The 22,218-nt window shown below is 35.3% G+C and carries 24 protein-coding genes, 1 other RNA gene and 1 pseudogene; 10 read left to right on the top strand and 16 right to left on the bottom strand.

Annotated elements, in window-relative coordinates; translation table 11 throughout:
- Nucleotides 1-5 precede the first annotated feature (5 nt).
- Genes ACKXGU_RS14660 through ACKXGU_RS14650 form a run of 3 tightly spaced genes read left to right on the top strand, consistent with a single transcriptional unit; the run spans nucleotide 6 to nucleotide 2,383 of the window.
- Complete coding sequence (locus ACKXGU_RS14660) at nucleotides 6-563, top strand: hypothetical protein (RefSeq protein ID WP_463466009.1); 558 nt, start codon at nucleotides 6-8, stop codon at nucleotides 561-563.
- Nucleotides 541-1,635 (top strand): hypothetical protein, encoded by a 1,095-nt coding sequence (locus ACKXGU_RS14655; protein ID WP_463466008.1) that lies wholly within the window; start codon nucleotides 541-543, stop codon nucleotides 1,633-1,635. Before ACKXGU_RS14660 ends, ACKXGU_RS14655 begins: the two co-directional genes overlap by 23 nt.
- A gap of 22 nt (nucleotides 1,636-1,657) precedes the next feature.
- The gene (locus tag ACKXGU_RS14650; RefSeq protein ID WP_463466007.1) at nucleotides 1,658-2,383 is read left to right on the top strand and encodes a head GIN domain-containing protein; all 726 of its coding nucleotides are present in this window, start codon (nucleotides 1,658-1,660) and stop codon (nucleotides 2,381-2,383) included.
- 43 nt (nucleotides 2,384-2,426) lie between these two features.
- Here ACKXGU_RS14650 and ACKXGU_RS14645 read toward each other — a convergent pair whose 3' ends face one another.
- From ACKXGU_RS14645 to ACKXGU_RS14635, 3 genes and pseudogenes are all read right to left on the bottom strand, one after another.
- Nucleotides 2,427-3,065 (bottom strand): hypothetical protein, encoded by a 639-nt coding sequence (locus ACKXGU_RS14645; RefSeq protein WP_463466006.1) that lies wholly within the window; start codon nucleotides 3,063-3,065, stop codon nucleotides 2,427-2,429.
- Between the two features lie 47 nt (nucleotides 3,066-3,112).
- A pseudogene (locus ACKXGU_RS14640) lies at nucleotides 3,113-4,449 on the bottom strand (MFS transporter).
- Between the two features lie 55 nt (nucleotides 4,450-4,504).
- Entirely contained in the window at nucleotides 4,505-5,332 is an 828-nt protein-coding gene (locus tag ACKXGU_RS14635) for a M48 family metallopeptidase (protein ID WP_463466005.1), read from the bottom strand.
- Between the two features lie 174 nt (nucleotides 5,333-5,506).
- Between ACKXGU_RS14635 and msrB the strand changes: the two genes are divergently transcribed.
- From msrB to ACKXGU_RS14615, 4 genes are all read left to right on the top strand, one after another.
- Nucleotides 5,507-5,989, top strand: coding sequence for a peptide-methionine (R)-S-oxide reductase MsrB (msrB, locus tag ACKXGU_RS14630; RefSeq protein ID WP_463466004.1), 483 nt, complete (start codon nucleotides 5,507-5,509; stop codon nucleotides 5,987-5,989).
- 82 nt (nucleotides 5,990-6,071) lie between these two features.
- Nucleotides 6,072-6,626 (top strand): DUF1572 family protein, encoded by a 555-nt coding sequence (locus ACKXGU_RS14625; RefSeq protein WP_463466003.1) that lies wholly within the window; start codon nucleotides 6,072-6,074, stop codon nucleotides 6,624-6,626.
- Nucleotides 6,627-6,704: 78 nt separating this feature from the next.
- Nucleotides 6,705-8,081 (top strand): dihydrolipoyl dehydrogenase, encoded by a 1,377-nt coding sequence (gene lpdA, locus ACKXGU_RS14620; RefSeq protein WP_463466002.1) that lies wholly within the window; start codon nucleotides 6,705-6,707, stop codon nucleotides 8,079-8,081.
- A 55-nt stretch (nucleotides 8,082-8,136) separates the two neighbouring features.
- Complete coding sequence (locus ACKXGU_RS14615; protein ID WP_463466001.1) at nucleotides 8,137-8,853, top strand: hypothetical protein; 717 nt, start codon at nucleotides 8,137-8,139, stop codon at nucleotides 8,851-8,853.
- Here ACKXGU_RS14615 and ACKXGU_RS14610 read toward each other — a convergent pair.
- The 8 genes from ACKXGU_RS14610 to ACKXGU_RS14575 form a co-directional block, all read right to left on the bottom strand.
- Nucleotides 8,816-9,298: an outer membrane beta-barrel protein gene (locus ACKXGU_RS14610; protein ID WP_463466000.1), complete on the bottom strand. Its 483-nt coding sequence runs from the start codon at nucleotides 9,296-9,298 to the stop codon at nucleotides 8,816-8,818. The genes ACKXGU_RS14615 and ACKXGU_RS14610 overlap by 38 nt on opposite strands.
- A 115-nt stretch (nucleotides 9,299-9,413) precedes the next feature.
- The gene (locus ACKXGU_RS14605; RefSeq protein ID WP_463465999.1) at nucleotides 9,414-9,593 is read right to left on the bottom strand and encodes a hypothetical protein; all 180 of its coding nucleotides are present in this window, start codon (nucleotides 9,591-9,593) and stop codon (nucleotides 9,414-9,416) included.
- Nucleotides 9,594-9,656: 63 nt separating this feature from the next.
- Nucleotides 9,657-10,466 (bottom strand): mechanosensitive ion channel family protein, encoded by an 810-nt coding sequence (locus tag ACKXGU_RS14600; RefSeq protein ID WP_463465998.1) that lies wholly within the window; start codon nucleotides 10,464-10,466, stop codon nucleotides 9,657-9,659.
- An 11-nt stretch (nucleotides 10,467-10,477) separates the two neighbouring features.
- Nucleotides 10,478-10,666 (bottom strand): hypothetical protein, encoded by a 189-nt coding sequence (locus ACKXGU_RS14595; RefSeq protein WP_463465997.1) that lies wholly within the window; start codon nucleotides 10,664-10,666, stop codon nucleotides 10,478-10,480.
- A gap of 2 nt (nucleotides 10,667-10,668) precedes the next feature.
- Nucleotides 10,669-11,250 (bottom strand): RNA polymerase sigma factor, encoded by a 582-nt coding sequence (locus ACKXGU_RS14590; protein WP_463465996.1) that lies wholly within the window; start codon nucleotides 11,248-11,250, stop codon nucleotides 10,669-10,671.
- A gap of 94 nt (nucleotides 11,251-11,344) precedes the next feature.
- Nucleotides 11,345-11,764 (bottom strand): type II 3-dehydroquinate dehydratase, encoded by a 420-nt coding sequence (gene aroQ / locus ACKXGU_RS14585; protein WP_463465995.1) that lies wholly within the window; start codon nucleotides 11,762-11,764, stop codon nucleotides 11,345-11,347.
- A gap of 81 nt (nucleotides 11,765-11,845) precedes the next feature.
- Nucleotides 11,846-12,427 (bottom strand): hypothetical protein, encoded by a 582-nt coding sequence (locus tag ACKXGU_RS14580; protein ID WP_463465994.1) that lies wholly within the window; start codon nucleotides 12,425-12,427, stop codon nucleotides 11,846-11,848.
- A gap of 114 nt (nucleotides 12,428-12,541) precedes the next feature.
- Entirely contained in the window at nucleotides 12,542-13,129 is a 588-nt protein-coding gene (locus tag ACKXGU_RS14575; RefSeq protein WP_463465993.1) for a porin family protein, read from the bottom strand.
- Between the two features lie 207 nt (nucleotides 13,130-13,336).
- On the opposite strand from ACKXGU_RS14575, the gene xerD reads away from it, so the two are divergent.
- Complete coding sequence (gene xerD / locus ACKXGU_RS14570; RefSeq protein ID WP_463465992.1) at nucleotides 13,337-14,233, top strand: site-specific tyrosine recombinase XerD; 897 nt, start codon at nucleotides 13,337-13,339, stop codon at nucleotides 14,231-14,233.
- Nucleotides 14,234-14,279: 46 nt separating this feature from the next.
- On the opposite strand, the gene rny is transcribed toward xerD, so the two are convergent.
- From rny to ACKXGU_RS14550, 4 genes are all read right to left on the bottom strand, one after another.
- Entirely contained in the window at nucleotides 14,280-15,854 is a 1,575-nt protein-coding gene (gene rny, locus ACKXGU_RS14565; protein ID WP_463465991.1) for a ribonuclease Y, read from the bottom strand.
- 53 nt (nucleotides 15,855-15,907) lie between these two features.
- A non-coding RNA gene (gene ssrS, locus ACKXGU_RS14560) (6S RNA) lies at nucleotides 15,908-16,014 on the bottom strand.
- 54 nt (nucleotides 16,015-16,068) lie between these two features.
- Nucleotides 16,069-16,362 carry a cell division protein ZapA gene (locus tag ACKXGU_RS14555; protein ID WP_463465990.1) on the bottom strand — a complete coding sequence of 98 codons (294 nt, stop codon included), beginning with the start codon at nucleotides 16,360-16,362 and terminating at the stop codon, nucleotides 16,069-16,071.
- Between the two features lie 15 nt (nucleotides 16,363-16,377).
- Nucleotides 16,378-16,668 carry a hypothetical protein gene (locus tag ACKXGU_RS14550; protein WP_463465989.1) on the bottom strand — a complete coding sequence of 97 codons (291 nt, stop codon included), beginning with the start codon at nucleotides 16,666-16,668 and terminating at the stop codon, nucleotides 16,378-16,380.
- Nucleotides 16,669-16,844: 176 nt separating this feature from the next.
- Between ACKXGU_RS14550 and ACKXGU_RS14545 the strand changes: the two genes are divergently transcribed.
- Together ACKXGU_RS14545 and ACKXGU_RS14540 are read left to right on the top strand one after the other, a co-directional pair.
- Nucleotides 16,845-18,536: a M23 family metallopeptidase gene (locus tag ACKXGU_RS14545; protein WP_463465988.1), complete on the top strand. Its 1,692-nt coding sequence runs from the start codon at nucleotides 16,845-16,847 to the stop codon at nucleotides 18,534-18,536.
- 7 nt (nucleotides 18,537-18,543) lie between these two features.
- Complete coding sequence (locus tag ACKXGU_RS14540) at nucleotides 18,544-21,009, top strand: TonB-dependent receptor (protein ID WP_463465987.1); 2,466 nt, start codon at nucleotides 18,544-18,546, stop codon at nucleotides 21,007-21,009.
- On the opposite strand, the gene ACKXGU_RS14535 is transcribed toward ACKXGU_RS14540, so the two are convergent.
- Nucleotides 21,006-22,151: a cysteine desulfurase family protein gene (locus ACKXGU_RS14535; protein ID WP_463465986.1), complete on the bottom strand. Its 1,146-nt coding sequence runs from the start codon at nucleotides 22,149-22,151 to the stop codon at nucleotides 21,006-21,008. The two genes, ACKXGU_RS14540 and ACKXGU_RS14535, sit on opposite strands and share 4 nt — an antisense overlap.
- Between the last annotated feature and the right edge of the window lie 67 nt (nucleotides 22,152-22,218).

Raw genomic sequence — 22,218 nt, 5'->3', positions numbered from 1 at the left:
ATATTATGAGTGATTATTTAGAAAACCTATTTAAGGATTTGGAAGGTCATTTTGATTCTGAAGAACCTAATAAAGACCATGAAAGACGCTTTTTAACCAAGTTAAACGAGCAAAATAGTATTGCTCAAAAGACTACGAAACAGCGTTTTAACTGGAAACCACTTATTGGCATTGCTGCTTCTGTTATTTTAATTGTAGCCTTAGTTTTAGGAAACAATCAGGAAGCAAATGCAACAGGATTGGCCAGCGTGTCACCTGAAATGGCACAAACACAGGATTTCTTTACATCAACCATTGCAGTTGAATTAAAAAAATTGGAAAATGCCAAAAATCCTGAAACCAAATTATTAATTCAAGACGCACTCAATCAAATGAAACGTTTAGAGTTGGAATACGAATCGTTGATTAGTGATTTAAAGCAAAGTGGCAATGACCAACGCGTGATTTATGCCATGATCTCAAATTTTCAAAATCGTATTGAAATATTACAAAATACCCTTAAGCAAATTGAAATTGTAGAACAATTAAAAAACAGCAACAATGAAAACAACAATACTATCTAAAACCCTATTTCTGTTCTTATTACTTCCTGCATTTATGTTGGCTTCCAACAATCCAGTTGGAGTTGCCAAGCATGAAAAATCAAAAACTATTAAAAAATCATTTAATGTAAATGCCAATGCGGAATTAAAAGTTGATAATAGTTACGGTAATCTTGATATAGTAACTTGGAATGAAAATCGCATTGAAATCGAGGTTACCATTACCGTTGAAGGTGGCAATGAAGAAAAAGTCTTAAAAAAATTAGATGAAATTACCGTTGAATTTGAATCAAGTTCCAATATGGTTTCGGCCAAAACAGTCTTTAATAAAAATAAGTCTAAATCTTGGTGGAATTGGAACAGCGGAAACAACTCGAGTATGAGTATAAATTATGTAATTAAAATGCCTATGTCGAACTCGGTTGATCTGGATAACGATTATGGTAGTATTACTTTAGATAAGTTGGAAGGGCGTGCCCAAATAAGCTGCGACTATGGTAGAATCACTACTAAAGAGCTTATGGCGAGTAATAATATGTTAAGTTTTGACTACACGCAAAACTGCTATTTTGAATATGTTAATGGTGGTAGTATTGATGCTGATTATAGCGGATTCACTATAGCTAAAGCTAAAAACATCAATTTGTCAGCTGATTATACAAAATCCGTTTTTGAAGTTGCTGAAGATATTACTTATGACTGTGATTATGGCTCCTTTACTGCAGATAAAGCTAACAATGTAACTGGTAACGGTGATTATCTGACAGTTGTTTTAGGCGACATCTATAAAAATGTGTCCATTGATGCCGATTATGGTTCTATTAAGATAAAACGAATGACCGCTAATGCTGGTAATATTACTATTAATTCAGATTATGTTGGTATAAATATTGGTTACGATAATGGCTACCATTTTAATTTTGATATTGATCTTGATTATGCATCATTAAGAGATTCAGATGGATTTGAATTTAATAAAAAACGCACTGAATCTGGTAGCAAATACTATTCTGGATATTACGGATCTGCTTCATCAGGTAATTTGGTGAAAATCAATTCAGATTATGGTAGCGTTACTTTTAATAAAAACTAACAACAATCGAAAAACAGAAATCATGAAAAAACACTATTTATTACTTGCAGCTGTATTACTATCAGTAACAGCCAATTATGCCCAATCCTGGAAAAAAATATCTGGAAATGGTAATGTAACAACTATAAACCGAACTGTTGGTGACTATGATGCCATTAGTTGTGCAGGTTCTTTTGATTATGTTTTAGTCTCTGGAACTGAAGGCCAATTAAAGATTGAGGGTGAAGAAAACCTTTTAAAATACGTTATCACAGAGGTTAAAAATGGCAAACTAATAGTGAAAACCGAAAAAGGCATTAATCTTAAAACCAGTATGGGTAAAACTATTCTTGTTACCATTCCATTTAAAGATATCAACGAAGTCTCTCTGGCTGGTTCAGGAGATTTATGGACCAAAGATGTCATAACCGCGACTAATTTAGACGTATCGTTGGCTGGATCAGGTGATTTGAAATTAGATGTTAAAGCGACTTCTGTGGAAAGTAGTCTTGCCGGATCGGGTGATATTGAACTAAAAGGTAGTACTACTAATTTAGAAGTTAGCATAGCTGGATCAGGTGATTATAGTGGTTTTGGGCTAAATGCTGATAATACCGAAGTATCTATTTCTGGATCAGGTGATGCTGAAGTGGTCAGTAATTTAAGCTTAAAAGCTCGCGTAGCTGGATCAGGTGATATTGCTTATAAAGGGAATCCTGGCAAAGAAGATACTAAAGTATCGGGTTCAGGAAGTATCAGTTCTAAATAATTTTTTTACAATATGAAAAAGCCACTCAATAAGTGGCTTTTTTTTATAGTCTTTCAAACACCGAAGTGCCGGTTATATTGATAACTGTTTCAATCCCCATTTGAGTTTCCGTGCGTTCCTCATTCTGGGTTAATGTCAATCTTTGTCCATCCGAACTTAATTGAAAGGTCATTGTTTGATTTTCCTCAAAACCAGACGTATCAACCCCATCAATGGCCAATTCAAAAAAAGATCCGTTCAAGGTCATCACATTACCATTAGTAGAATAATCACCCGATCCACTGACATTTGTGTAATTGGATGTAGCATCACTGACAACCATACCATCCACTTCAGTTACAACTCGCATGTCATAGCTTCCTGATGTTTCAAATTGATTGGTAGTGAGCGTCAGAATATAGTCAAAATTTAGACCAGTAATATCTGAATCTGAAACAATACTTATTCCATTGAAAGTAGTTGTAGCTCTAGAATTTGCGCTAAAAGAAATTGTCTCCCAGTCTCCAACTAAATCCGCACTACTGCCCCCACCATTATTACCTCCACCAGTACCATTATTGTTACTACCTCCGTTGACAGTGCCATCACTAAACTGGCCTTCTAAAGGTTCATTGTCGCAAGAGTTTAGTGAAAACATGGCGAAAGCCATAATAAAAATGGATACTACAGTTATTTTTTTCATAATTGGATTAATTAATTACACAAACATAATAAATTTTAAATTGACTTTCATTCCTCATTTTTTGGAACTCGATACAATAAGAAAATACCCACTAAAAAGAATATAAACAGAAAGAAAATAGCATTGCGCATGCTACCTGTAACCTGGTCTATGGTTCCATATATGATCATCCCTATAACGATCCCAACCTTTTCGGCCACATCATAAAAACTAAAATAGGAGGTGGTATCTTCGGTTTTTGGTAAAAATTTTGAATACGTCGATCGTGCTAACGATTGAATCCCACCCATTACCAAGCCAACAAAACCTGCTGTTACATAAAAGTGCATGGGCTCTGTCACAAAATAGGCCCCAATGCACAAAGCCATCCAAATAGCATTCACTGCAATCAAGGTTTTGATGTTTCCAAATTTGGCGGAGGCTCTGGAAGTTAAAACTGCTCCAACAATGGCTACAATCTGAATAACCAAAATACTGATAATCAAACCCAGTGTTTTTCATCCGAATCAGCCCAATTCACCTCTTCTTCACCAAAATATACAGCTACAAGCATAATAGTCTGTACAGCCATACTGAATACAAAAAAGGCATACAAGTAGCGCTTTAATCGTAAATTCTCCTTGAGTTGCCGCCAAACCTGCTGTAATTCTTTGAACCCATTAAAAATAACATCTTTGGTAACTTTTTCTTCATTTGAGGCACCTTTTGGTAATACCTTGAATGTATACTGACTGAAAAGTGCCCACCAAATACCAACAGTAATAAAGGCTACTCGCATGGCTTCAACCGAAGCGGCATCCTTTTCCGCCTCTGTATCACCAATATCAAAACCAAAATATTGAGGAAACATGACCATAGAAAGGTTAATAATCAATAGAATCACACTGCCAATATAACCCATGGAAAATCCCTTGGCACTAATCCGATCCTGTTGTTCCTTAAAAGCTATATCAGGTAGATATGAATTGTAAAAAACCAAACTGCCCCAATAACCAATAAGCCCCATAAAGTAAAAAAGCAAACTCCAATAGATCCTAGGAGAATCCGTGCTAAACCAATACAAACCCACACAGCCTAGAGAGCCAGTATAACAAAAGAATTTCAAAAAGTTCTTTTTGTTTCCAACGTAATCAGCAATACCGGAGAGTAACGGCGACATAAATGCTATCACAATAAATGTAAAGGCTGTAACAAAAGTTATTAATGCTGTATTTTTAAATTCAAAACCAAAAGCATGAACAATTTTTGCTTTATCTAAAAATAAGGTTGAATAAAATATGGGAAAAATGGATGATGCTATTGTTAGCGTATAGACTGAATTGGCCCAATCATAAAATGCCCAGGCATTCAGTAATTTTTTACTCCCTTTTGGTAAGTCTTCCATAAAAAAAGCTGCCCGTTTATGAGCAGCTTCTAAAGTAAAAAAATATTTTTAAAAACTAGTATTTACCTAAAGGTCTGAAAGTAGTAACACCAAATTTTCGTGCTTCAGCCTTGGCTTGAGGAGCTAAAGCTGTCAAATTTTGAATTCTGCTTTCACTTGCTGGGTGTGTACTTAAAATTTCTGGTGGTGATTGACCACCATTTGCTTGCATACGCTTCCACAATTCGGCAGCTTCATCAGGATTATAACCAGCTATTGCCATTAGATAAGCACCTATTTTATCGGCTTCAGTTTCGTGGGCTCTACTAAAAGGCAGCATGCCCCCAACTGTCGTTCCAATACCATAAGCCTGATTATATAATGCAATATTTTCATCGCTTTGTAAAGCCATATTTAGGCCAATGGCCCCAGCTTGCTGTAATAGACCAGCACTCATTCGTTGTTGACCATGGTTAGCCAGTGCATGGGCTACCTCATGCCCCATAATGGCCGCTATCCCAGTTTCGTTTTCAGCTATCGGCAATATACCTGTATAAAAAGCTATTTTACCACCAGGCATGCACCAGGCATTAACAACTTCAGAATCTATCAAACTATACTCCCATTTGTAGTCATTCAAATAACCTTCATACCCATTGGCATTTAAATATCGCTCTGCGGCAATTGCTATGCGCTGTCCAACTCGTGTTATCATTTCAGATTGTGCTGTTCCCTTTATTACTTTACTTTCAGACAAAACTTGATTGTACTGTTGAAAAGCAGCTGGAAACAATTGGTCGTTTGATACAAATGCCATGGTCTGTTTTCCTGTAAATGGATTCGTCGCACAAGAAAGAAATAACAAAGTTACTGCGGTAGCTACTATTACATTTTTAGTTTTCATGTAGTTAATGGTTTTATTTTTCAAATTTACAATAATCATCTCTTAAATTTTGACACACATAACTTTTTTTGGTCACCAAATATATGGCCTACTTTATATACGTAAAATATAAACTTAATAGTTCATATGTAATTTATTTTCTCTTAACACGACCTAATTAAAAATTGGTGTAACATGAACAAAATTGTCTTTTTTTTAATTTTTGTATCCGTATTCAATTTCCAAAGTTGTGCTCAAAAAGCAGATCCAAAACAACAGGAAGAATTTCCTATTACGAAGTCCGATGTTGAATGGAAACAGGAACTGACTCAAGAGCAATACTATGTTTTGAGACAGGCTGGTACTGAACGTGCATTTTCAAGTCCTCTAGATAAAAATGACAAGAAAGGCATCTACGTTTGTGCTGCTTGCAACACACCGCTATTTAAAAGTGAGCATAAATTTGATTCTGGTACAGGATGGCCCAGTTTTGACAGAGAAATTGAAGGAAACGTTGCCTTTGGCACAGACACTGATTTAGGGTATGTTCGAGATGAAGAACATTGTGCTACTTGTGGTGGCCATTTGGGGCATGTTTTTAATGATGGCCCTAGGAACACAACAGGCATGCGTCATTGTATTAATGGGGTTGCACTAAAATTTATTCCTTCAAAATAAAATATAGCATTTCCATATATTCTCATAATTTCTAATTATTGACAATTCGAAAAGTAGCTTTTAATTTCACTACATTTAAGCTATGGAAACATCCTATTTAAATAGTGTTATCAAACAATTTGAATATTATAAATTGTTGGGTGATAAAACTCTGGAGCAATTAACATTAGAGGAATTACAAAAAGAGTTTGTCACAGACTCAAATTCAATTGCTATTATCGTGAAGCATCTGGCTGGTAATATGTTGAGTAGATGGACCCATTTTTTAGATGAAGATGGCGAAAAACCTTGGCGCAATCGCGATCAGGAATTTATTGACACCTATGGTACAAAGGGTGAACTTATGGAATCCTGGAATGCCGGTTGGAATGGTCTCTTTAAAGCCATTAAACCTTTAAAAGAAACAGATTTAGAAAAAATAATTTTCATTCGAAATCAAGGTCATACGGTTACAGAAGCCATTAATAGGCAATTGGCACACTATTCCTATCATGTTGGACAAATCGTTTTTTTGGGTAAAATGATAAAAGGTTCTCAATGGCAATCACTTTCAATCCCAAAAGGACACTCTGAAAACTATAATCAGGAAAAATTCTCAAAAGAAAAAACAAGAAAGCATTTTACTGATGATGTATAATAAAATACAAACATCCATTTATTATTCAATTCACATTTCGTAAATTCGTAGCTTCAAAAAACGATTAAAAAATTCACGATGAGTAAATACGATATTATTGTTCTTGGAAGTGGACCAGGTGGCTATGTTACTGCTATTCGAGCTTCACAACTAGGATTTAAAACCGCTGTTGTAGAAAAAGAAAGTTTAGGTGGCGTTTGTTTGAATTGGGGATGTATCCCTACAAAAGCATTATTAAAGTCTGCCCAAGTTTTTGAATATTTGAAACATGCTGAAGATTATGGTCTATCGGTTAAAGATGCTGACAAAGACTTTGATGCTGTTGTAAAGCGTAGTCGAGGAGTTGCCGATGGTATGAGCAACGGTGTTAAATTCCTAATGAAAAAGAACAAAATTGACGTCATTGAAGGGTTTGGAAAATTGAAACCTGGCAAGAAGATTGACGTTAATGGATCAGAATACAGTGCAGACCATATCATTATTGCTACTGGAGCCCGCTCTCGCGAATTGCCGAGCCTGCCACAGGATGGCAAAAAAGTCATTGGCTATAGAGAGGCCATGACATTACCAAAACAACCTGAAAAAATGATTGTCGTTGGTTCAGGAGCGATTGGTGTTGAGTTTGCCTATTTCTATAATTCCATGGGAACGGAAGTTACCATAGTTGAATTTATGCCTAATGTGGTTCCTGTTGAAGACGAAGAAGTCTCTAAACAATTGGAACGCTCGTTCAAGAAAAATGGTATCAAAATCATGACCTCTTCTGAAGTGACCAAAGTTGATACTTCTGGCAAAGGTGTTAAGGCGACCGTAAAGACTAAAAAAGGTGAAGAGATACTGGAAGCTGATTTAGTATTATCGGCTGTAGGAATCAAATCAAATATTGAAAATATAGGCTTGGAAGACGTTGGAATCGTTGTTGACCGTGATAAAATTATCGTCAATGATTTCTATCAAACCAACATCCCTGGCTATTACGCCATTGGCGATGTCACTCCAGGTCAAGCCCTGGCTCACGTAGCTTCAGCTGAAGGGATTTTGTGTGTTGAAAAAATTGCCGGACAACATGTTGAGGCATTGGATTATGGAAATATCCCTGGCTGCACCTATTGTTCTCCTGAAATAGCATCAGTTGGACTTACTGAAAAGCAAGCGAAAGAACAAGGGTTAGAAATTAAAGTTGGTAAATTTCCATTCTCGGCATCTGGTAAAGCCAGTGCTGGAGGCAACAAAGATGGTTTTGTAAAAGTTATTTTTGATGCTAAATATGGTGAATGGCTAGGCTGCCATATGATTGGTGCCGGTGTAACTGATATGATTGCGGAAGCGGTATTGGGCAGGAAACTAGAAACCACTGGTCATGAAGTACTTAAAGCTGTACACCCTCACCCAACGATGAGTGAAGCGGTCATGGAAGCAGTTGCTGATGCGTATGATGAAGTGATTCATTTGTAATATTTATTATATAATTTTTTAAAGCGACTCTTAAAAGAGTCGCTTTTTTTAAAATATGAAAAAAGCATATTTACTACTTGTTATTTTTTCCTTTTGGGCACTATCCTGTGGATCTTCAAAAGATAAAGTAAAAATATCCAGTAAAACTTTTCAAGATGAAAGCTGTCCTGACTTTAAAGTTGAGGTGAACAAGAGTGGTTCTACTGAAAAAATATTTGCTGAAAAATTTGATATACTTCCTATCTTTTTTGACACGAGTCTAAATTCTTTTGAAAACGATAATATGACAAATGAAAAAGAAATTATAAGAAGACAATTAGAATCTATTGTTTACAATAGTTTAAAAAAATTCAATGTAGAATTTCTCCCTCACAAATTTAATGACTTTTCTAAAAAGGACATTAATGATTACAAAAATAGCATCAGAAAGTCTTCATTTGCATTCGCTCACGATCAATTCGTCTCGAAAGAGTATTATACAAATGCTATTGAAAATATTGGCTATGAAAAATATAAGCTAGGATTTTTCTTTCAAATTTTCCCTGAAGACGATGGACATGAACGCATATACATAAACTCTTTACTTTATGACACTGAAAAAAAGAAAAATGTTTATTACCAATATCTGATTTACGAAAACTGTTCAGTAAAACATCTAAATAACTTTTCTAAAGTTATCGATTCGGTTGTAATGACCTTTAAAGATCATAATATGAAAATAACTAGACAAATTTTTAAATCTTTAAATCCAACCCCAAAAACAATCCATTAGGCGTTACTTCTTCAAATCCTAAAGTATATTTTAAATGAATGTCCAATGCCTGGATAATCTGATAAGAAATACTCAAATCGGCGCGAACCTTAAATTTATTGGAGAAGAAATCAAAAAAATAGTTTAAACTAGGCCCAATCAATATATCAAACCGATTGGCTGCCTCATATTTTAAGTAAATGGGCGCATTGATAAATTTGAAATCGTTCAAGCCAATATAGAGTGCTTCTGGTCGAATGGATAAATCCGTTTGAATAGGAATATCCAAAAATAACCCGCCATAGTAACCAACCTTCACTTCAATGTTGTCACCAAAACTGGCTTCGGGAACTTTAATAAATGTTAAGTTCAAACCACCTTTGACACCAAAATCTATTTGAGACTGTGACATTCCCACAGTGGAAATGAAAATGGCAATCAAACAGAATTTCCAGCTATTTTTCATACTCTAATATAATATTTAAAAACAAAAAAGAGCTTGATTTATTCAAGCTCTTTATTTTCAATAACATATTCTCTTTAAATATGCCTACCACAACATGTGACTATAATTATATAGTCTATTTTTTCGAGTCCTTTTTTACAGGATCCTTTTTATTTTTATCATTCAAAATGGTTTTATAAAATTTAAAGGATGATTTATGATCTCTTAAAACATTAACGGTTAAACCTATCAATAACACTAAAATAACAACCAACAAAAAGATGATAATAATTTTAACGTCAAAGTTGGTTCGCATAAATGGTTTTAAAATTTTTGGTTTTATTTTTAAGACACCATTTTTATCAATTAGTCACAATGATCAATCAATAATTTCAATTTTTTTATTGGTTATATATTTTATGGGGTAAACAACTTTACGACCATCAAACACCACAATCATGCTGATATTATCAATAGCTTTTATAATCCCTTCCTTTTCGTCAATGAGAATCTTCTGCCCAACATCAAAGTTGCGTCTTGAATAAAACCCTAACAACAACCGGTATACAATATCTCTGGACCCAAAGCCAAATGCAATGGTAAATGCTGCTAAAATAGCACCCAAAATCAAGAACAGATTATTAGTAATGATATCGGTATCAAATCCAGCTTGATTCAATGTCATGATGGAAACCATAACTGCCAATACAATAAAGAGAATGTTACTAATAGCTTTAGAACCATTAATATCAACTGCCTTTAAAAATGTCCGAAGGGTTTTCTTCAAATAATTGGCCCCGTAAATACCCAGTACGAAAATAAGTAAGGCACCAAAAAATCTAGGCAGGTAATGAATCAATTTGCCAACCTCATTAGACACCAGATCAAAATTTAGAATTTCGGCTCCAATTATTATGAAGATTAAAATGAAAAACCATTTTACAAAAACCAAGATGATTTTTTCTGGATCTATTTTAAACTCCGAATTTAAAAAAGGCATGCTACTCAATTTTTCAGATAGATAGTTGATTTTAGTCAACTTCAGTGATTTTTTAACAACAAAAAGAATAAGCTTAAGCAATAACCAAGCAGCCAAAACAAATAGAATTCCAAAAACCAATCTGGGTAGAAAATCATAAACATTTTGCATTAATTCTTCTAAAAGGTTGAAGTTTAAATCGTTTTTCATGGTTGTATTATTTAGTCGGAATTATTTTTATTCTTTCGGGAAAAATTAAGTATATCATTAATAGCATCAGGATACTTAATAGTGAGCAAATCTGTAACATCCAATGCTAACTTAATAACATTGATGTCATCCATCACTTTGCTTTTGATGATATCTGGAAGCTTTTCGCTATGTATGACTTTTTTAAAAGGATTTTCCATAATCAAATAGTTTCATAGGCTTTAACCAATCTACTTTTAGCTCTACTTAATCGCATCTTTACAGCACTTTTACCCAAATCCATAACCTCTTGTATCTCTTCAATAGTCATATCATCTTGGTATTTCATAAATAGAATGGTCTTATCATTTGGATCAATTAACTCAAGGGCTTTTGTTAATTTTTCAGCATCCATACCGCTTATTATCTCATCATTTAGTGTATTTTGGGTGTTATTTAAATAATCTTGCTCATTTTCATTGTCGGTATAAAGAAACTTATTCCGTCTTTTATTTAAATCACGTTGTACATAATTTACACAATGGTTGTAGGTGAATGAATACAACCAAGTTGAAAATTTAGATTTATGACCAAAGGTTTTTATTTTAACAAAGAGCTTAACAAAAATATCATGGGTTAAATCCTGTGCTTCTTCCTTGTTTTGTACAAAGCTTAAACATTTGTTGAACACCAAAGGTGCATATCGGTCATAAATAACTGAAAACAATTCCGAACTCTTTGTTTGTACTATTAAAGCCACTAACTTTTCGTCAGAAATTGAGGGGTCTATTTTTAATTCTTCCAAAGTAAAAATTATGTTCGCCAATTTAGACACATAATTACGAATAAAGTCACAGGGAAAATGAAACTAATTTCAAATAGCTACAACAACCATCAAGTTATTTAAGAAAACTCTGAATGGCCAACTCATAACTCTGCAATCCAAAGCCAACAATAATTCCTTTGGCATGAGGCGCCACATAAGATTGGTGACGAAATTCCTCCCTGTCAAATGTGTTGGAAATGTGAACTTCCACAACAGGTGTTTGTATGGCCGCAACCGCATCACCTATTCCAATCGAGGTATGTGTGTAAGCAGCAGCATTTAAAACAATACCGTCATAATCAAAACCGACTTCTTGAAGCTTATTGATAAGTTCCCCTTCGACATTAGACTGAAAATGATCTATCGAAATATGATTGTATTTCGTTTTTATTGTTTCCAAAAACTCGGTAAAAGACAAACTACCATAAATTTCAGGCTCCCGTTTACCTAACAGGTTTAAATTAGGGCCATTGATGATCATGAGTTTTTTCATAGGGTAAAGGTATAAAATTATGACATAAAAAAACCGAAGTTAGAACTCCGGTTTTAATTTATAATTTAACTCATTAGGCACTTAAAATCCAAATTCAACCCCAACGTTAAAAGAGTTGAAACCACTACCAGAGACGTAAGTACCTCCATAGTAAGTATCTCCATAATCAACACCTCCAGAAATACTTTGGAACGATGCTATTAAAGCAATGGTCCCTAAATCAAACCCAAATTTAGGGCGTGCATAAAAACCGGATTTAGCATCTCCTGCGACATTGATTCCAACTCCTAAATCAATTCCTCCAAAAAATCTATGGTCAGCAAAATAATATCGAGCTGACGCCGCTATAGGTAAGAACGATGCATCCTTATAATCACGAATGAAATAATTTTCGCTATTACCGGCATAGTAACCATAATTTCCATCTCCAATAAAATGCGTATAACCTAATAATGGCCCTACTTCCAAATTATCAATAAGCTCAAACAAATAGGCCACATCAAATCCAAAATTAAATGAAGACACATCAGCAGCAGTACTAATTGGTAATCCAATATTGGCACCAACATAAAAACCGCCACCTTTGATTTTCTCTTCAATATCCTGTGCGTTGGCACCGAAACTAAAGACTATAAGTGCTGTAAATAGTAATAATTTTTTCATAATTGTTAAGTTTTTTATTTATTGATTAATATACTTAAATATAAGCTTTTAAAAATTAGAAACAAAAAAAACCAGAACAACGTTCTGGTTTAATTATATTTCAATTCACTACCTTTAAAACATGAATCCTACAGAAACCTGGATAACACCATTCGAAGATTTAAAATCATCATCAAAATCGTCTTCATCAAAAACATTAGACAACCCTAAATTATAACGGGCTCCAAAGTTCAAACCATTGTCCATTTTATAGCCTAGACCAAAATTTAAACCAAAATCGATACTTTTAAGCCCATCAATGTCATCTGTTTCAGAATCTCCATCAAATTCGGCTTTAGCTTTCGAACTAACTAAAAAACCAACTTGTGGGCCAGCCTCTAAATTAAATCCTTTTGTTGGATAAAATTTAGCCATTAAAGGAACATTAATATAATCTAGATTATATTTCAGTTTAAAATCTCCATCTTCATATTTAGTTCCTTGGCTTGAATACAATACTTCTGGTTGAAAACCCATTTTTTCATTAAACATAATTTCCGCAACACCGCCAACGTGAAATCCAACTTTCATATCGTTGTCTTCAATATCACCGTATAAGTTTGCAAAATTAACACCGCCTTTTACACCAAAACTAACGTCTTGTGCTTGGATTTGAGTCAATCCAAAAACTGCAATAGCAGCTAGTAAAAATAATTTTTTCATAATTGTTAAGTTTTAAAATTGATATGCACAAACTAAACACTTTTTTACTAGATATTAACAAGTTACGCGCACTTTATTAACAATTTTATAAACAATTAATTGTATTTAAATGATTTTCAATTGTTTAAAATTCAAAGTTATTAACATTTTAAATTTTCGTCATGAGTCCTGACTATTTTATATTTTTACTGCACTAATATAACGTGAATGACTTGGGAACGGGCTCTTAAGGATTATCAAATGTATTTGAAGATTGAACGTGGGCTTTCAGCTAATACTATAGCCAGTTATAGTCTCGATATTGAAAAACTTATGGTCTTTCTTAATTCTTTGGAAATACAGGATAATCCCATAAAAATTACCTCGGAAACCGTTCAACAGTTTGTATATGAAATGGCTAAAGAATTAAACGCGCGTTCCAGAGCACGAATTATTTCTGGATTGCGTAGTTTCTTTAATTATTTGGTTTTTGAAGATTACAGACAAGATAATCCTTTGGATCTTATTGAGTCACCAAAAATTGGCAGAAAACTTCCTGACACCATGAGTGAAGATGATATCAATAATATCATTGGCGCTATAGATTTAAGCAAACCCGAAGGCGAACGTAATCGGGCAATTTTAGAAACTCTTTACAGTTGTGGATTGCGGGTAAGCGAATTAACCAATCTTAAAATTTCTGACTTATTTTTTGACGAAGGCTTTATAAAAGTAACCGGGAAAGGCGACAAACAACGTTTTGTTCCCATAGTCAAATCAACTCAAAAGTATATTCAAATTTATATTAACCAAGTACGCTGTGACCTATCCATTCCAAAAGAATTCGAAGACACAGTATTTTTAAACCGAAGGGGAAAGCAACTTACTCGAGCTATGATTTTCACCATCATCAGGCAACTAGTTGAAAAAATTGGTTTAAAAAAAACCGTTTCGCCACACACTTTCAGACACTCATTTGCCACACATTTATTGGAAAATGGAGCCGACTTGAGAGCCATTCAGCTTATGTTAGGTCATGAAAGCATTACTACCACTGAAATATATATGCATGTGGACAGAAGCCAACTTACGAAAGCTATTGAAACCTATCATCCCAGAAAATAAAAAAAGCCTGCTACAGGCAGGCTCTTAATATATTTAAAACTGTTTATTATTTCGCAATATTAACGGCTCGCGTTTCCCTGATAACCGTCACCTTTACCTGACCAGGATAGGTCATATCGGTTTGTATTTTTTGGGAAATATTAAATGATAAATCTGCTGCTTTTTGATCATCTACTTTTTCACTTTCAACTATAACACGCAGCTCTCTACCAGCTTGGATGGCATAGGCTTTTTTAACGCCTCCAAAACCAAAGGCAATATCCTCTAAATCTTTTAAACGTTGGATATAGCTATCCAATACCTGACGTCTGGCTCCTGGTCTGGCTCCAGAGATGGCATCGCAAACCTGAACAATAGGCGCCAATAAAGATTTCATTTCAATTTCATCGTGGTGCGCCCCAATCGCATTACAGACATCTTCTTTCTCTCCATACTTTTCAGCCCACTGCATACCTAAAATAGCATGTGGTGTTTCCATATCGGCTTCAGCATCTGGCACTTTACCAATATCATGTAATAAACCGGCACGTTTAGCCAACTTCGGGTTTAGGCCTAATTCTGCTGCCATAACACCACATAACTTGGCGACTTCACGAGAGTGTTGCAACAAGTTTTGTCCATAAGATGAACGATATTTCATACGGCCAACCACTTTTATCAATTCTGGATGGAGATTGTGGATTCCTAAATCTATAATTGTTCGTTTACCCACTTCAATGATTTCCTGTTCGATCTGTTTGGTCGTCTTCTTAACCACTTCTTCAATTCGGGCAGGGTGGATTCTACCATCGGTTACCAATTTATGCAATGATAAGCGTGCAATCTCACGTCTGACGGAATCAAAACAGGAAAGAATAATAGCTTCAGGAGTATCATCTACTATAATTTCAACACCTGTAGCCGCTTCAATAGCACGAATGTTACGTCCTTCACGACCGATGATGCGTCCTTTAACGTCATCAGATTCTATATTGAAAACCGAAACACAATTGTCAACAGCTTCCTCTGTTCCTATTCTTTGGATCGTATTGATAATAACTTTTTTGGCCTCCTGCTGGGCGGTTAGTTTGGCCTCCTCAAGCGTACTTTGTACATAAGCCATGGCATCATTTTTAGCTTCTCCTTTTAAGGATTCTATCAGTTGTGCCTTGGCGTCTTCAGCAGACAAACTTGAAATAACCTCCAATTGTTCTACCTGACTTCGGTGCAGTTTTTCTAATTCATCTTTCTTCTTTTCAATTATATCCAGTCTATGGTTATAATCTTTCACCTTTTCCTCTAGGCTACTATTGAGTTTCTTGTTTTTTGACAATTCACTCGACACCTGTGATTCCTTATCTCTAGTCCGCTTTTCGGCTTCAGCCATTTTCTTGTCGCGGGACAGAATAACCTTTTCGTGCTCTGATTTTAACTCAATAAATTTTTCCTTGGCCTGAAGAATTTTGTCCTTTTTAATAGACTCCCCTTCAGTATTGGCTTCTTTAATGATTGAAGCAGCTGTTTTTTTAGCGGTTTTAACCACTTTTGAGGCATTATTTCTCTCCAGAACCTTTGCCACTATAAAACCTATGATTATTCCTAATAATATTCCCCCTACAATTACAAAAATTGTGTTATCCATATTCACTTTAATTTATTTATAAAAAAAGCCTGCATCAGTATAAAGTTTTGTATAAACTCCTTAAAACAAGTTTAGGGATACCAAGCTGATCAAGTATCTGCTCAAAGACAGCACGCTTTTACAACTTAAACTCACCCTTTTTAAAGAATTAGTGTTGAGTTTATCAAAAAAAACAACTAATGCAGGCAGTAACCTTAGTTTATTTTAAAGAACGTTAAGAGTTCAAATGCGCTTTTAACAAGTCGTCAAGCGCCAATAACTTTTGCTCGACATGTTCATTCACATTTATTTTATCTATTGTTTTCTGTTCAACTTGTGATGCAAATTGTAATGCACACATGGCCAAAACATCTTGTTTATCTTGAACAGAATAACTTTGCTCAAATTGTTTGATCATAGATTCAATGTTTTTGGCTGCTTTTCGTAAACCTTCTTCTTGACTGGGCGAAATGGTCAATGGGTATACTCTATTAGCTATAGATAGCCTTATTTTAAGCTTGTCTGACATGAAATCTATGTGGCATTATTCGGAAAGTTGCGCAATACAATGGTCAATTTCCCGGATTAATGCGTTTATTTTAAGCTTTGTTTCTCTTTTATTGTTGTCACTGCCAAGCATGGTATTTGCAAATTTCAATGCTTCGTATTTTTCTTCCCAAGAATCCAAATCTTGTTTCTGGTCTTGAAGCAATTTTTGAGTGGACTGTAATTGCTGCTCTAACTTCAAATTAGCCTGTTTTAAAACTTCTTGCTTGTGTAAAACCTTGCTTATTTTATTTTCTAAAGCATCTACAATTTCTTCAATGTTACTCATTTACAATATCAATACTTACCACACAAAGTTAACATACCTAGATATAAATAACAATAGTTTTCCAATAAAAATTAATCATACCGCGTTAATTCTCATAATCAACATTATGGCACTGTACTTGTATTTGCTTTTGGAAATTTAATTCAAATAATTACTTTAGCATCAACAACATTTTTATGCAAAAACTCCAATTTCTACTCTTGCTTTTGTCAACTTTTGGTTTTTCCCAAAACCCCTACCCGCAAGATTATTTCAGGTCTCCTTTAGACATCTCTCTAATCCCTTCTGGAACATTTGGCGAATTGCGCTCTAACCATTTTCATTCGGGGCTAGATATTAAAACACAGCAACGTGAAGGTTTAAGCGTTCATGCTATAGCCGATGGCTATGTGAGCAGAATCAATATTTCGCATTATGGCTATGGAAAAGCACTTTATATTACACATCCAAACGGCTATGTATCCGTATATGGACACCTACAAAGTTTTTCGCCTACAATTGAATCCTACATTAAAAAACTTCAATATGAAAAGGAGTCTTATGAAATAGAGGTGTTTCCAAACCCTAGTGAATTGCCCGTAAACAAAAGTGATATTGTTGCTTATAGTGGTAATACCGGAAGTTCCGGTGGGCCGCATTTGCATTTTGAAATTCGTGATAATCAAGAACGCCCAATTAATCCATTGTTGTTTGGCTTGGAAATTCAGGACAATACGAGGCCAACCATTAAGGAAGTTTATGCTTATCCGCTATCCAATGAGGCGCATATCAACCGTTCCAAAGAAAAACAAAAACTGCGGTTAATCCCCCTTCAAAATGGGGATTATAGTGTTGAAAATATTCAAGCCTTTGGTAAAATTGGTTTTGGAGTAGAAACCATAGACCGACAGGATTTGGCAACAAACCAAAATGGCGTTAGTAACATTCAGGGCATCTTCAATGGCAACCTGATGTTTGAAATCGATTTTAAGCGATTTTCATTTGATGAATCACGACACATCAATAGGTTAATTGATTACAAGCACTACAAAGAGGATAAAACGCGAATCCAAAAACTGTTTGTGGAACCAGAGAATCCTTTAAGCATGTATAAAAATTTGGACAACAATGGCTATTTAAGAATTGAAGATAGCACCAATTCAGTTTATAAAATTAAGGTCAACGATTTCCATAACAATGCTACCTGGCTTAATGTAAATATTGAAGGAATAAAAGCTGATGACGTAAAAGCCAAGCCAGATTCCGTGACACCATTCTTCATTTATGCTAAAAAGAACAACGAACTTTTAAACAATCATATTTCGGTTAATTTTCCGGAAAACACCTTTTACGATGATTTTTTTATTGATTTCAGTGTCCAAAACGATACGTTAACATTACATGAGGACATTGTTCCGGTGCGTGATAATTTTTCAATTTCTTTTGACATCACCAATTACCAACATCCGGAATCTGAAAAATTATATTTTGCCAGATTGCTTGGATACAAAAATCAATACGCCCAATACTCCAATACCATAAAAAAAGAAAACAAATTGACAACTTACACCAAAACTTTGGGCACTTATGCATTAGTGCTGGACACCATTAGTCCAAAAATAAAGCCTGTAAATTTTTCAAAAGGAAAATGGTTGAGCAAATACCGGTTTTTAAAAATTAAAATTGAAGATGATGAATCTGGTATATCAAACTACAGAGCGACACTTAACGGAAAATGGATTTTAATGGAGTATGATTACAAAAAAAAGGAGTTGACCTATGATTTTAATGATGCCGTTTCCACCGAAACTGAAAATAATTTAAAGGTCATTGTAACCGATAATGTTGGAAATAGTTCTACTTTTGAAACACTGTTCTACCGAAAATAATATATCATTGAGAACAAAACCAAACACAATAGTTTTAATAATATGGTTACTGCTTCCCTTTTTTGCAGTGGCTCAAACAGGAATACTTAAAGGGGTTGTTTTAGATCAATCCAATGCACCAATTGCTGATGTTAATATTTCGGCAAATGAAAATGGTACTACCACCAATGAAAATGGTTATTATTCTTTAAAAATTCCTGCCGACCAGGAAGTAACTGTCATTTTTACGCATTTATCCCACGAACGCATCGTGGCCACTTTCAACCTGAAAAATGGTGAAGAAGTTGAATTTCATCCAGTGATGGATGCAGCTATCGAGCAAATTGCAACCGTCGTTATTACCAGCAAAAAACGAAAAGATGTTGAAGGAATTATAACATTAGAACCAGAGACCATTAGAAAAATACCAGGAGCCAATGCAGGTGTCGAAAACCTCTTGAAAACACTTCCTGGAGTCAGTAGCAATAACGAATTAAGCACACAATATTCCGTTCGAGGTGGTAATTATGACGAAAACCTGGTTTATGTCAATGGTATTGAAGTTTATCGTCCATTTCTTATTCGTTCTGGTCAGCAAGAAGGCTTGAGTTTTGTAAACACTGATATGGTTCAGAATGTTGATTTCTCGGCAGGTGGTTTTCAAGCTAAATACGGCGATAAACTGTCGTCCGTTTTGGATATTACGTACAGAAAGCCTTACCGTTTTGGTGTGAATGCCGATTTAAGTTTACTTGGCGGAAGCCTATCCGTTGAAACAGCTAGTAAAGATACACGTTTCACTGGTATCGTTGGTGTTCGTTACCGAGACAACAGTCTGTTGGTTAATGCCAAAGAAACCCAGACTAACTATGACCCAAAATTTGCCGATATCCAGACCTATTTAACCTATAAATTTTCAGATAAATTCCAATTGAGTTTTTTGGGGAACACCTCAATAAACAAATATAATTACGAGCCGGAAACCAGACAGACCAACTTTGGAACCTTGCAAAACCCATTGGCACTGCTGGTTTTTTATGAGGGACAAGAAAAAGATTCCTATCAAACGTATTTTGGAGCCTTAAAAGGAACTTATTTCGCCAACGACAATTTAACCTTAAATCTTGTGGCATCAACTTACCATACCATTGAAGAGGAACATTTTGACATTTTAGCCGAGTATCGTTTGGGTGAAGTAAACACCAATATTGGCGATGAAGATTTGGGCGAAGTGGAGTTTAGTGAAGGGATTGGCGGACAATTAAACCATGGTCGAAATGATTTAGATGCCTTAATCACCACTATTGAGCATCAAGGTAATTACACCATGGACGACCACGATTTTGCCTGGTCCATAAAATATACCAATGAAGATATACGGGACCGATTGGTTGAGTGGGAAGTTATTGATTCTGCAGGGTTTTCAATCAATCCTCCGAGCAGTGATGCCTTCAACGAACAGCCTTACTCGCCATACGAGGGTCCGCTTGTACCCTTTCAAAATGTAAGAGCCAAAAACCAAACACAAATTGACAGAGTACAAGCCTATATTCAATGGAGTAAGCGAGCTGATTTAGGCGAACATGAAGCCTGGTTTAATGTTGGAGGTCGTGTACACAATTGGACCGTAAGTGGTGAAGGCATTCAAAGCGTTAACCAAACGGTTTTTAGTCCACGTGCCCAATTTGCCATCAAACCTAACTGGAAAAAGGATATGCTCTTTAGAATTGGTGCTGGATTTTATTACCAGCCACCCTTTTACAGAGAGCTACGGGATTCATCGGGCGTGGTGCAACCCAATGTCAAAGCTCAAAAGTCTACGCATATTGTTTTGGGAAACGAATATAGTTTCAAAATGTGGGAACGCCCTTTTAAGCTAACTACTGAAGCCTATTACAAAAAATTGGATGACGTCAATCCCTATACCATTGAGAATGTGCGAATACGCTATCGAGCCAAGAATAATGCGACAGCATACGCTTATGGATTAGATATGCGCTTAAATGGTGAGTTTGTGCCAGGAACGGAATCTTGGTTTAGTTTTGGTTATTTGAAGACTGAAGAGAATATTGAGAACCGAGGTTATATTTCAAGACCAACGGACCAGCGTTTAAAATTTGCTGCATTATTCCAAGATTATGTGCCGAGTTTACCAAAATTAAAAATGTATCTGAATCTGGTTTATAATACAGGACTACCAGGAGGTTCACCCAGTTATGCCGATCCTTACGTTTATCAAAGTAGGCTGCCTGATTACAAACGTGCCGATGTAGGATTCCAATACGTAATTGTTGATGACAAAGATGACTTTACCAGTGGCTGGCGCAAGCCATTTAAATACTTATCATTAGGTTTTGAAATATTCAATATTTTCGATGTACAAAACTCCATAACCAATACCTGGGTAAGGGATGTATACAGCAAACGCCAATACGCTATTCCTAACTACTTGACGCCACGAGTATTTAATGTCAGAACGACGATGAAGTTTTAAGAATTTACAAATTCTTTTAGAACCGAAACCACATAGTCTATTTCCTCTTTGGTATTGTATTTACTAAAAGAAAATCGAATAGATGGTTTATTCATGTGGTCAGCATCCAGGATTTCTGCCAACACATGGGAGCTTTTAGAACTTCCACTTTGACAGGCGCTACCTTTAGAACAAGCAATGCCTTTCAAATCCAATTGAAACATGAGCATCAGTCCTTTTTCAGCCGAAACCGGCAAACACACGTTTAATAAAGTATAAGTACTCTGCTCTAAATCACCAGAAAGCCCGTTAAAGACTACCTTTGGAATCTCTTTAACCAAGGCATCTTTAAAGTATTGTTTTAATTCAAGGATATAATCACGTTCCTTATTTAATTGTTCATAAGCCAACTTAAACGCGGTTTCCAATCCAACAATGTTATGAACAGCTTCGGTTCCGGCTCTAACACCACGTTCTTGTTCTCCACCAAAAATCATTGGTTTGAGACCAGAATTTTTTCTAATAAACAAAAAACCAACACCTTTTGGGCCATGGAACTTATGGGCACTAGCCGCAACAAAGTCAACCGGAATTTCTTGTAGATTCCATTCAAAATGACCTATAGATTGCACGGCATCACAATGAAATAAGGCATTGTAATTCCGACATAGCACCCCTACCCGTTTAACATCCAAAATATTCCCAATTTCATTATTAACGTGCATCAAACTCACCAACGTTTTGACATCAGATTGGAGCAAATGCTCCAAATCCTCAAAGTCAATTTCTCCAAGTTTATTGATTTTCACATAACTAACCTGGATATCGCTAGTCCTTTGCAATTGTTCAACCGTATGCAAAACCGCATGGTGTTCAATTTTAGATGTGATAATATGTCTGACACCAAGATCCCTAACTGCTGATTGAATGGCCAGATTATCGGCTTCTGTACCTCCTGAAGTAAAAACAATTTCTCCAGCCGAAACATTTAATATGTTAGCTATCGTTTTTCTGGATTGTTCAATTAAAACTTTAGATGATCTACCGAAACTATGTGTTGATGAAGCATTTCCGTATTCAGATTTCATGGTGTTCAACATGTCATTGATGACCTCATCTCGAACTTTGGTTGTTGCCGCACTATCAAAATAAACCGATTTCATTATAAGATTTTAGGATTCAGATCAACCGCTTTTCTACTAGAAAAAGACTGTTATTTTTTTGCAAAAA

It is taken from the genome of Hanstruepera sp. CR43, assembly GCF_055227665.1.
The sequence above is the reverse complement of the archived record's forward strand: the minus strand, read 5'-3'. Positions and strand labels throughout refer to the sequence as shown.